This window comes from Kitasatospora sp. NPDC001261 (assembly GCF_042896795.1).
GTDB lineage: Bacteria > Actinomycetota > Actinomycetes > Streptomycetales > Streptomycetaceae > Kitasatospora.
This window is the reverse complement of the sequence record NZ_JBIAXP010000060.1, coordinates 1-10,952: the sequence shown is the minus strand read 5'-3', so window position 1 is coordinate 10,952 and position 10,952 is coordinate 1. Positions and strand designations below refer to the sequence as shown.

Annotated in this window: 6 protein-coding genes; 2 read left to right on the top strand and 4 right to left on the bottom strand. The window is 74.3% G+C overall.

The features are described from left to right. Positions 1-809 precede the first annotated feature (809 nt). Positions 810-1,913 (bottom strand): NADH:flavin oxidoreductase/NADH oxidase, encoded by a 1,104-nt coding sequence (locus ACFY4B_RS42310; protein WP_387977101.1) that lies wholly within the window; start codon positions 1,911-1,913, stop codon positions 810-812. Between the two features lie 191 nt (positions 1,914-2,104). Here ACFY4B_RS42310 and ACFY4B_RS42305 point away from each other — a divergent pair, with 191 nt between their 5' ends. After that, positions 2,105-2,530, top strand: a complete 426-nt coding sequence (locus ACFY4B_RS42305; protein WP_074005315.1) for an NUDIX domain-containing protein — start codon at positions 2,105-2,107, stop codon at positions 2,528-2,530. A 77-nt stretch (positions 2,531-2,607) separates the two neighbouring features. Here the strand turns inward: ACFY4B_RS42305 and ACFY4B_RS42300 are convergent, their stop codons facing one another. After that, on the bottom strand, positions 2,608-4,020 hold the full coding sequence (locus tag ACFY4B_RS42300) for an MFS transporter (protein WP_074005316.1): 1,413 nt from the start codon (positions 4,018-4,020) through the stop codon (positions 2,608-2,610). A 416-nt stretch (positions 4,021-4,436) separates the two neighbouring features. Then, on the bottom strand, positions 4,437-5,351 hold the full coding sequence (locus ACFY4B_RS42295) for a MerR family transcriptional regulator (RefSeq protein WP_387977098.1): 915 nt from the start codon (positions 5,349-5,351) through the stop codon (positions 4,437-4,439). A 310-nt stretch (positions 5,352-5,661) separates the two neighbouring features. Between ACFY4B_RS42295 and ACFY4B_RS42290 the strand changes: the two genes are divergently transcribed. Beyond that, a complete protein-coding gene (locus tag ACFY4B_RS42290) occupies positions 5,662-9,519 on the top strand; it encodes a phosphodiester glycosidase family protein (RefSeq protein WP_387977095.1) in 3,858 nt (1,285 codons plus the stop codon). An 80-nt stretch (positions 9,520-9,599) separates the two neighbouring features. Here the strand turns inward: ACFY4B_RS42290 and ACFY4B_RS42285 are convergent, their stop codons facing one another. Continuing rightward, entirely contained in the window at positions 9,600-10,385 is a 786-nt protein-coding gene (locus tag ACFY4B_RS42285) for a pyridoxamine 5'-phosphate oxidase family protein (protein WP_387977092.1), read from the bottom strand. Positions 10,386-10,952: the final 567 nt, after the last annotated feature.

Below are 10,952 nucleotides of genomic sequence, written 5' to 3'. Positions count from 1 at the left end.
TGGCCGCTGACCGAGGGATGCCTCGCCTTCCACGCGGTGAGGACCGGCCGGATCAGCTCCCAGGCTTCATCCGACAGGTCGCTCGGGTACGCAGGACGCTCACCCACGTCCATTAGCACACCGCGCCGACGGCCCGCCGTGAAGTACCGGAACCGGACAACTTGCCTTCAAGGACTACGAGAACCACCCAAGACTCGCAGAACACCCTCTGAGAAGTCGACAGGGCCGACTTCTCGTGCTGCGCCACTCCGCTCCCTTCCGGCTTCGTCGGGTGAGGGCGGGTGAATGGGAAGTCGGATGGCTCAACTTCCCACGCTGCGCTGGTCCGTTGATGGCTGCGGCGAGCGGATCGGAGTGAGAAGTCGATGGGGCCGACTTCCTGTGCTTCGCTGCTCTGCTCCCTCGCCCCTGCTCCGTTGGCTGGGGATGTGTGGGCGGGTGAGTGGGAAGTCGGTAGGGCCAAGGTCTCGTGCGTGCGGGGCGGCTGGTGGGGAAGTTCCTGCGCGAGGTGGGGTGGGAAGTCGGTGGGCTCGACTTCCTGTGCTGCGTTGGGAAGTTGGTGGAGCGACTGCGGTGAGCGGGGCGGAGTGGGAAGTCGGCGGGGCCGACTTCTCGTGCCGGGTAGGGCAGTCGATGGGGAAGTGCACGTGCGAGGTGGAGTGGGCAGTCGACGGGGTCGACTGCCCACTGTGCTGCGCTGGGCGGTTGGTGGGGTGGGTGCGCGGGCGGTTGGTGGGGAAGTGCCCGCGCGAGGTGGAGCGGGAAGTCGGTAGGGCCGACTTCCCGCGTTGCGCTGGGCGGGGCGGGGGTCAGGAGCGGTGGTACTGGATGGGGGTGGTGACTTCGGCGCCGAGGGTGGTGGCGGCGTGGCGGGCCCAGTAGGGGTCGCGCAGCAGTTCGCGGCCGATCAGGACGGCGTCGGTGCGGCCTTCGGTGAGGAGGGCCTGGGCCTGGGCGGGGTCGGTGATCAGGCCGACGGCGGCCACCGGCAGGTCGGTCTCGCGGCGTACGGCCTCGGCGAAGGGCACCTGGAAGCCGGGCGCGGCCTCGATCCGGGCGTCGGGGACGAGGCCGCCGGTGGAGACGTCGAGCAGGTCGACGCCGTGGGCCCGGAGCTCCTTGGCGAGGCGGACGGTGTCCTGGGAGGTCCAGCCCTCGCGGCCGTCCTCCGGGTTCTCGGTGAGCCAGTCGGTCGCGGAGACGCGGAAGAAGACCGGCAGGTCCTCGGGCCACACCGAGCGGACGGCGTCGACGACCTCCAGCGCGAAGCGGATGCGGCCCTCGAAGGAGCCGCCGTAGCCGTCGGTGCGCCGGTTGGTGTGGGGGGAGAGGAACTGGTGCACGAGGTAGCCGTGGGCGCCGTGGACCTCGGCGACCTGGAAGCCGGCGTCGAGCGCGCGCCGGGCGGCGTCGGCGAACTGCCGCACGATCTCGCCGATCTGCTCCTCGGTGAGCTCGTCCGGCGTGGTGTGGGCGGGGGAGAAGGCCTCGGTGCCGGGGCCGACCGGGGTCCAGCCGTGCTCCTCGTCCGGGGCGACGGGGCGTCCGCGGTCGACCCAGGTGCGCTCGGTGGAGGCCTTGCGGCCGGCGTGGGCGAGCTGGATGGCCGGGACGGTGCCCTGGCTCTTCAGGAACGCGGTGATCCGGCGGAAGGCGGCGGCCTGCTCGTCGTTCCAGATGCCGAGGTCGTACGGGCTGATGCGTCCCTCGGGGCTGACCGCGGTGGCCTCCGTGATGATCAGCCCGGTGCCGCCGGCGGCGCGGGCCGCGAGGTGGGTGAAGTGCCAGTCGGTCGGGACGCCGGCCGCGGCGCCGTCCGGGGCCGCGCTGTACTGGCACATCGCCGGCATCCAGATCCGGTTGGGGACGGTCAGGGACCGCAGGGTGAGCGGGGCGAAGAGAGAGGTGCTCATGTCGGACTCCCGGTGGGGTCGGCTGACGCCAGGACGCAGGTGAAGCAAGGATGCAGGGTGAAGCAAGGGCGAGCATGCAACTTTTGCAGCTGCATTTACACTCGTAAACAATAGTTGCGTGCGCACGGACTTGCAAGGGTTCCCCGTCGGCGCGCCCTCCCGACGCCCTCCCACCTGCGACAATCGCTTCCATGATCGAATCCGCAGCCACCAGCATCCCGGAAACGCCCCTCACCGTCGCCGCCGCCGCGATCATCCAGGACGGCCGGCTCCTGGTCGTCAGCAAGCAGGCCGCCCCCGAGGTCTTCTACCTCCCCGGCGGCAAGCCCGACCCCGGCGAGGACGCCCTCCAGGCGCTGGCCCGCGAGCTGGGCGAGGAGCTCGGCGCGGCCCCGGTCGACCCCCGCCACCTCACCGACATCCGCGCCACCGCCGCCCTCGAGGGCGTGCCCATGCTGATGACCGTCTTCACCGCCACCCTGGACCGCGAGCCCGTCCCCGCCGCCGAACTCGCCGACCTGCGCTGGACCGACGGCCGCGACGACACCCTGCGCCTGGCCCCCGCCGTCCGCGACCACCTCCTGCCCCTGCTGCGCGAACGCGGCGACCTGGCCTGACCCGCGGGCCCGGCCCGGAAACCGTTTCGGCCCCCGCCCAGGCGGGCGGGGGCCGAAACGGCACGGACGGTCCTCCGTCAGCGCGCCGTCTGCGCCACCCGCTGCGCCGGAACGGCGCCCCGCGCGGTCCGCGCGCCGGCGGAGGCACCAGCAGGGGCAGCAGGGGCAGCCGGGGAGGCGCCCAGCGCGGTGCCGCGGGTCTCCTCCGCCCACGCCACGCAGACCAGCAGCCCGAGGGCGGTGACCCCGGCGGCGATCAGCATGGTCGGGCCGGTGCCCAGCCCGGTCAGCGACAGCGGCAGCAGGTAGGTGCCGACGGCCGCGCCGATCCGGCTCACCGAGGTGGCGACGCCCACGGCGGTGGCCCGGATCTCGGTCGGGAACAGCTCGTTGGGGTACGTCCAGTCGAGCACGTTGGGCCCGCCGCACAGGAAGGCGTAAGCGCACAGCGCCAGCAGCGCGATCGCGGCCGGGGCGGTGGGCCACACGCCCAGCAGCGCCAGCGGGACGGTCATCAGCGCGAAGGACCAGATGATGACGGGCCGCCGGCCGCGGGTGTCGATCAGGCGCAGCGCCGGGTAGCAGCCGAGCAGGAAGACGAGGCTGATCAGGCCGGTGCCGAGGGTCTCCATCACGGTGCCGCCCGGCATGCCGAAGGAGGAGAGGATCTGCGGGCCGAAGGTGAGCATCGCGAACAGCGGGCCGACCTGGCACATGAAGAACAGGCCGCAGAACAGGGTGCGGCGCCGGTAGGGCTGGGTCATCAGCAGGCGCAGTCCGGCGGGGCGGCCGCGCTCGGCCGGATCGGGCATCAGCTCCCGGCCGTCGACCCGGACCCCGAGGTGCTTCTCGACCACCCGCACCGCGTCGCCGACCCGCCCGTTGGCGGCCAGCCAGCGCGGCGACTCCGGCGAGCCGCGGCGGATCACCAGGAACACCACGCACAGCACCGTGGAACTCGCCAGCATCCACCGCCAGCTGCCCGGCCCGGCCAGCTCCAGGAACAGGTAGCCCACCACGTAGGCGAGCACCGAGCCGGCGTACCAGGCGACGATCTGCTGCCCGAGCAGGCGGCCGCGCTTCTTGGCGGGCAGCCACTCGGCGAGCAGCGAGGTGGCGATGGGGTAGTCGGCGGCCACGGCCATGCCGAGCACGAAGCGCAGCAGGGTGATCGCCCACACCGCGTCCACCCAGAAGGAGAGCACCGAGCAGGCGACCATCACGAGCAGGTCGGCGGTGTACATCACCTCCCGGCCGATCTTGTCGGTCAGCACGCCGAAGAGCGCGCCTCCGACGAACATGCCGACCAGGGCGGCGGCGCCGATCAGGCTGACCTCGGCGGTGGACAGCCCGAGGTCCGGGCGCATCCCGATCAGGGCGACGCCGACGATGCTCAGGATGTAGCCGTCGAGCAGGGGTCCGCCCGAACAGGCGAGGGCCAGCCTGCGGTGGAACGCGGTATACGGGGCGTTGTCGATGGTCTGGGACATGTACTTGGGGTCCTCCGGAGCGTACGGCACGCACTGCGCACCGTGCGCCGGGTAGACGGCAGGGGAAGACGCCGCCCACCTCGGACGGCGCCACCGCCCGGTCACAACGGGCGACCGTCCACGGTTGCCCCGGTTCCGAGGGGGCGCCACCGGGGCGAAGGTCGAGGGGATTCGCGACCAAGGTCCCGAAGCGGACGGGCCCTTCGCCCGTGCCGCCACGGCGCCCGCCCAGTCCCGCCACGGGGCCGCGCCGCCGGGCGCCGCGAACGCGCGCCGGACGTGACCCTGGTCACTTCGGACCGTCAACGACCCCTGGAATGTGGCCCATTCCACACCGGGGCGGTGCCCGTCCGTACGGGACCGACCCCGCCGCGTCACCGCCGGGGCGCCGTCACGAGCCCGCCGTGAGCGCGGCGTCAGCCCGTTGTGAGCCCGTCGTCAGCTCCTCCCGGAGGGCCGCCCGAGCCCGCGCCCGAGACCGCGACCGCCAGCGGCACGGCGACGTCCGCGACGTGCTCCTGCGGCCCGGCGGTCGCCCAGTTCGGGTGGTACACCTCCCGGTTCGGCCCGCCCCGCCCGTACCCGCGGGCGGCGACCCAGGCGGCGACCGCGTCGTGGGCGGCGGCCATCGCGGCGGTGCGCCGGCGGGCCAGGGCGGTGTACGCCTCGCGGTGCGCGGGCTCGACGCGCACCGCGAACGGGCCGTGCGGCCCGACGCCGTGCGGCCCGACACCGTTCGGCCCGACCGCGTCCGGGGTGGGGGCGCAGACCTCGACCAGGGCCTCGCAGTCCTCGCCCACCAGGCCGTGGTAGACCGCGAACAGCGGCCCCGACAGGCACGCCCCCACCTCCCGCAGCCGGCCGAGCAGCAGCCCGGAGGCCTCGGCGAGGAAGCCGGGCAGCGCGGCGGCGTCCACGTGCCGCCGGACGAACAGGACGTGCTGCTCGGGCACGTCGCGCTCGGCGACCTCGAACACGGCCGTGCCCCGTCCGGCCAGGACCTCGCGGGCGTAGCCCACCGCCTCCCGGCGGGCCGCGTGCTCGGCCTCCCGCTCCCGCCAGTACGCCAGCAGCTCCCGCTCGCCCGCGTCGCCGTCCGACTCGGCCGCGTCCAGCACCGCCGCGATCCGCGCCAGCGGCAGCCCGGCGGCGCGCAGCAGCGCGATCCGCCGGGCCCGCTCGACCTGCGCCGGGCCGTACCGCCGCACGCCGGTGCGCGGGTCGACCAGGGCGGGCGGCAGCAGCCCCCGCGCGCCGTAGAGCCGCAGGGCCTTGAGGCTGAGCCTGGTCCGGGCGGCGAGTTCGCCGATGGTGATCGTGTCGTCCTGCACGCCCGCCACTGTGCCCCCTGCCCCAGGGGGAGGGGCAAACGCCGAACACGGAAGGGGGCGAGCACGGAGAGGCGAGCCGCACCCCCTTTGTGGCGGTACGTCAGCCTTCCCACCGGATCCGCCCGCCTGTTCGCGGCGCCGAGCGGGCCGGTTCACCGGCGCGTGAACTGGAGGCCGTCCGTGCACGGTTGACTTCCCGCGGCCTGGGAGGAAACGCCCCCGGGCCGCACCGTCCGCGGGCGAACGGCACTTCCGGCGCCCCGCACGCCGCCGGAGACGCCCGAGCCCGCCGCCGCACGAGGAGACCCCCATGCCACCCCCGCCCGCCGGCACCCGCACCCGCACCCGCCGCCGCGCCCTGGGCGCGCTCGCGCTGGCCACCGCGCTGGCCGCCGGCCTGCCCGGCCTCGCCGCACCCGCCTGGGCCGCCCCCGCCCCCACCGACGCCCCCGCGCCGAGCCGGGCACAAGCCGACCCCGGCCTGGTCCTGGACCGCCCCGGCGAGTCGGTGGTCACCCGCCGCGAGGTCACCCCCATCGCCCCCGGCCTGACCATGACCTCCTTCGACCGCCTCGGCGGCCCGGGCTGGATCCGCGGCAAGGTCCTCGTCGCCGACCTGGACACCGAGGGCCTGAGCGTCGACTACCTGTCCTCCGGCAAGGTGACCACCCGCCAGAGCGTCACCGACATGGCCCGCGGCGCCGGAGCCGTCGCCGCGATCAACGGCGACTACTTCGACATGAACGCCTCCGAGGCCCCCCTCGGCGTCGGCGTCTCCCGCAAGGACGGCCTGGTCCAGGCCCCCGTCGAGGGCTGGAACCAGGCCGTCACCGTCGGCACCGACGGCCTCGCCCGGATGGCCCAGGTCTTCCTGGAGGGCCACGCGAGCCTGCCCGGCGGCCGCGAGCTGACGCTGAACGGCGTCAACACCTACGGCCTGCCCGCCGACGGCGTCGGCGTCTTCACCCCCGCCTGGGGCGACGCCACCCGCGGCAACGTCGCCAACGGCTCCGCCGAGGTCGCCGAGGTCGAACTGCGCGACGGCCGGGTCACCGCCGTCCGCGACACGCTCGGCGCCGCCGTCCCCGAGGGCGCCACCGTCCTGGTCGGCCGCGAGGCCGGCGCCCGCGCCCTGCGCGACCTCAGGCCCGGCGACCGGGTCTCCGTCGGCTACCGCCCGCGCGCCTCCTTCGGAGAGGTCGCCGTCGCCGTCGGCGGCTACCAGGTCCTGGTCGCCGACGGCATCGCCCAGCGCTCCGGCGAGAACGACGGCAACGAGCTCAACGCCCGTACCGCCGTGGGCTTCTCGGCCGACAACCGGCGCATGTACCTGGTCACCGTCGACGGCCGGCAGGCCGACAGCCCCGGCATCAGCCTGCCCGACCTCGCCGTCCTGCTGCGCGACATGGGCGCCCACAACGCGCTCAACATGGACGGCGGCGGCTCCGCCGCGATGGCCGCCCGCCTGCCCGGCGCCGAGCGCGCCGGCACCGTCAGCAGCCCCTCCGACAACGGCGGGGAGCGCGCCGTCGCCAACGGCCTCGGCCTGTTCTCCACCCCCGGATCCGGCCAGGCCAAGGGCTTCCGGCTGCGCCCGGCCCCGGCCGTGGACACCGCCGCCCGCCTCTTCCCCGGCCTGCACCGCACCGTGCGCGCCCTGCCCCACGACGAGGCCTACGGCGCCGTCACCGCGACGGTGCCCGCCACCGCGTGGTCCACCGCCACCGGTGCCACCGTGAGCGTCGAGGGCCGCGGCCCGGACGCGGTCGTCACCGGCCGCGCCCCCGGCGCCGCCGAGGTCGCCGTCACCGCCACCGGCGCCGCGAAGGCCGTCCTGCCGCTGACCGTGCTCGGCCCGGCGGTACGCGTCAGCGCCGGCAGCGCGCCGATCGCCCTCGAAGGCGCCGGCGCCACCGCCCGCCTCACCGTCACCGGCTACGACGCGCTCGGCCACACCGCACCCGTCGAGGCCGCCGACGTCAAGGTCACCGGCGGCGAGGGCGTGGTCGAGACGAGCGCCGCCCCCGACGGCACCATCGCCCTCAAGGCCCTGGCCGACGGGAAGTCCGCCACCCTCAAACTGACCGTCGGCACCCTGGAGAGCGCCGTCGCCGTCACCGTCGGCATGACCGAGAAGCCGTTCGCCGACTTCTCCGACGCCGCCGCCTGGAATTCCGGCAACGACCGCGCCCCCGGCGGCTCGACGGCCCCCGCCCCCGGCCCCGACGGCACCCACGGCCTGCGCCTGGCCTACGACTTCACCCACTCCACCGGCACCCGCGGCCAGTACGCCATCGCCCCCGAGGGCATCGTGCTGCCCGGCCAGCCCCGCTCGATCACGATGTGGATCGAGGGCGACGGCAACGGCGCCTGGCCGCGCGTCCAGTACCGCACCGCCGCCGGCGTCACCGCCAACCTCGACGCCCCGATGGTCACCTGGACCGGCTGGCGCAAGGTCGAGTTCCCCGTCCCCGCCGGCGTCCAGTACCCGCTCACCTTCCAGCGCTTCCGCCTGATGGAGACCAGCGCCGCCCGCTCCTACACCGGCGCCCTCACCCTCGCCGACCTGCGCGTCAAGGTCGCCCCCGACGTCGAACTGCCTGTCCAGCCCAAGGTCACCGACCCCGTCGTGCTCACCAACGGCACCGTCGACGGCCGCCCGCTGCGCGTCGCCGTCATGTCCGACGCCCAGTTCATCGCCCGCAGCCCCGACAGCGACATCGTCCAGGCCGCCCGCCGCACCCTGCGCGACATCGCCGCCGCCAAACCCGAACTCCTCGTCATCGACGGCGACTTCGTCGACGAGGCCGCCCCCGCCGACTTCGCCCTCGCCCGCACGCTCCTCGACGAGTTCGACCAGCTCACCGGCCACACCGTCCCCTGGCACTACGTGCCCGGCAACCACGAGGTCATGGGCCCCGGCACCATCGACAACTTCAAGGCCGCCTTCGGCGACACCACCCAGGTCTTCGACGTCAAGGGCACCCGCTTCGTCACCCTCAACAGCTCGCTCGGCACCCTGCGCGGCAGCGGCTTCGACCAGATCGCCACCCTGCGCACCGCCCTCGACGGCGCCGCCCAGGACCCGTCCGTCACCGGCCTGCTGCTCTTCGAGCACCACCCCACCCGCGACCCGCTGCCCGACCAGGGCAGCCAGCTCGGCGACCGCAAGGAGGCCGCCCTGGTCGAGCAGTGGCTCGCCGACTTCCGCACCAAGGGCAAGTCCGCCGCCATGGTCACCGGCCACGTCGGCGCCTTCCACGCCCAGAGCATCGACGGCGTCCCGCACCTGATCAACGGCAACTCCGGCAAGGGCCCCGCCGCCGAACCCGACCGCGGCGGCTTCACCGGCTGGACGATGCTCGGCGTCAACCCCGCCGCCGGCCGCGTCACCGACCCCTACGCCACCGCCGACGACACCTCCGCCTGGCTGCGCGCCGAGGTCCGCGCCCGCGCCGACACCGTCGACCTCCAGGCCCCCACCGCCCTCGGCCTGCTCGAAACCGCCCCCGTCCACGCCACCTTCACCCAGGACGGCGAGCGCACCGTGCCCGTCGCCTGGCCCGTCACCGCCCAGTGGGGCGGCACCGCCGTGCACATCGGCACCGCCGCGAGCGCCCCGCGCACCGCCGTCGCCGCCTACGACCCGGCCACCGCCACCCTGACCGGGCTGCGCCCCGGAAGCGGGACGCTGAGCGTCACCGTCGGCGGGGTGACGGCCGAACAGCCGCTCACCGTCGGCGCGTTGCCCGCCTGCACCACCACCGTGCGCGGCCGGCACTCCTCGCTCGCCGTCACCTCGGGCGTCACCTGCCTCCAGGGCGCCACCGTCGACGGCCCGGTCCTGGTGCAGCCCGGAGCCTCCCTGGTCGCGATGGACTCCACCCTGTCCGGCCCGCTCTCCGCCCGCGGCGCGAACACCCTGGTGCTGAGCGACACCACCGTGAACGGCCCGGTCGCCGTCAGCGGCACCACCGGCGCCACGGCGATCCTGCGCGCCACCCTGTCCGGCCCGCTCCACCTCGCGCTCAACAAGGGCGCCACCCTGCTGGCCGGCACCACCGTGCGCGGCCCGCTGGACTGCTCCGGCAACACCCCGGCCCCGGTGAACGGCGGCCTCGCCAACACGGTGAGCGGCCCGAAGGGCGGCCAGTGCGCGAAGCTGTGACCGACCGTCGGTGACACGCCGCCAGTGACCGACCGCAGGCCCGGACCGTGACGCACGGTCCGGGCCTGCGGTGCCGTGTCCTACGTGGCCTGGTGGCGCTTGACGAGGTCCTGCACGGACGTGGGGACGGGGGTGCCCGGGGGGACGTGCTTGTCGGGGACGGGATCGCCGTACGTCTGGCGCACGGTGAGGGTGCCGCCCCAGGCGTGGGGGTAGTCCAAGTCCCGCTGGGTCTCGTGTTCGGGCCCGTCGGGGTGGGTCGCGATCTTGGCGTGGACGGTCGTCTCCTTCTCGTCGAGGTCGATGGAGAGGACTCCGATGGTGGGGTGATTCTGCCCGTCCGTGTTCAGGTCGGTGTCGTCGATGGGGCGCAGCTCGCTCCAGCGATTGGGGATGACCTGGTCGCTCAGCGCGTGGAAGCTCTTGGCGCGCAGGGAGGGGTCGACCTTCCTGGCGACGCCGTTGACGACGACGGAGCGGTAGTCGAGGGAGGTGCTGATGGCCGCGCGTCCGACGACGAGGCCGTCGACGACGGTGGCGGTCAGGCTGACGGACACGCCGTCATCGCTCCACAGGTGCTTCAGTGAGACCGGGAGCCAGTCCGGGTAGTAGATGGACCCGTGCAGGTAGAGGAGCCTCCTGCCGTCTTCCTCGTGGTAGGCGTAGACCATGGGGACGCATCGGGGCCGGATCGTCAGCTGGCCGTCCAGGGTGGTGATCTCGAGGTGCGCGACGGTGCAGACGAAGCCCGCCTGGAGGACGGGGACCCAGTCGTTCGGGTCGGTGCTCACCTGAGTCCTCTTGGCGAACGCCGCGGCGTCCGACGACCCTGTGACGGTGCCCGGTTCCTGGGACATGGCGGACATGGCGGTTCCTTCGCGACGGGGGTGGGGGAGGGGCCCGGCTCCGCGGGTGACGGGAGCGGGCTCGGGACACGGGTCATGCCTACGGCACGGCGGGCGCCCGACGGGCCCCAACGTGCGCGCGGCGGTGGCGGATCACCCCGCCAGAGCAACGGTCCCCGCAGGCCGCGACCGCGGGACGCCGGGACGTTCCGATGCGCCATCCGGCCGTCCGCCGTTGGAGCGGGAGCGCCCCGAAGCCGTGGCCGGCGGCTTCGGCCGGTCGGCTGACGGGGGCCGGTCGAGTCGGCCGGAAGAACGTTTCGGCTTTTCCGGCCGGTTGTCGAAGGGGGTAATTCCTCATACCGGCAAGGGGATTCACGGACCGGTGACGCCGATGCGTGTCCGGTCGGCGGCGGGCCGGGGCGCAACCATACTCGTGGACGCCGAGACCGGAGAGGCGATCCGAAAGGGGACGCCTCCGCGGCGGATGCGAAAGGGAGATTCCCAATGATGTTGTCAAGCCAGGGCGGTGACGCCTCGTGACTGCCTTACTGCGCTGGGGCGGCGTTCTTGGGCGCAACTGCATCG

Excerpts from the sequence above, each read along its gene's own strand:
- ACFY4B_RS42310 (WP_387977101.1), bottom strand. The coding sequence starts at position 1,913 with ATGAGCACCTCTCTCTTCGCCCCGCTCACCCTGCGGTCCCTGACCGTC.
- ACFY4B_RS42305 (WP_074005315.1), top strand. The coding sequence starts at position 2,105 with ATGATCGAATCCGCAGCCACCAGCATCCCGGAAACGCCCCTCACCGTC.
- ACFY4B_RS42300 (WP_074005316.1), bottom strand. The coding sequence starts at position 4,020 with ATGTCCCAGACCATCGACAACGCCCCGTATACCGCGTTCCACCGCAGG.
- ACFY4B_RS42290 (WP_387977095.1), top strand. The coding sequence starts at position 5,662 with ATGCCACCCCCGCCCGCCGGCACCCGCACCCGCACCCGCCGCCGCGCC.
- ACFY4B_RS42285 (WP_387977092.1), bottom strand. The coding sequence starts at position 10,385 with ATGTCCGCCATGTCCCAGGAACCGGGCACCGTCACAGGGTCGTCGGAC.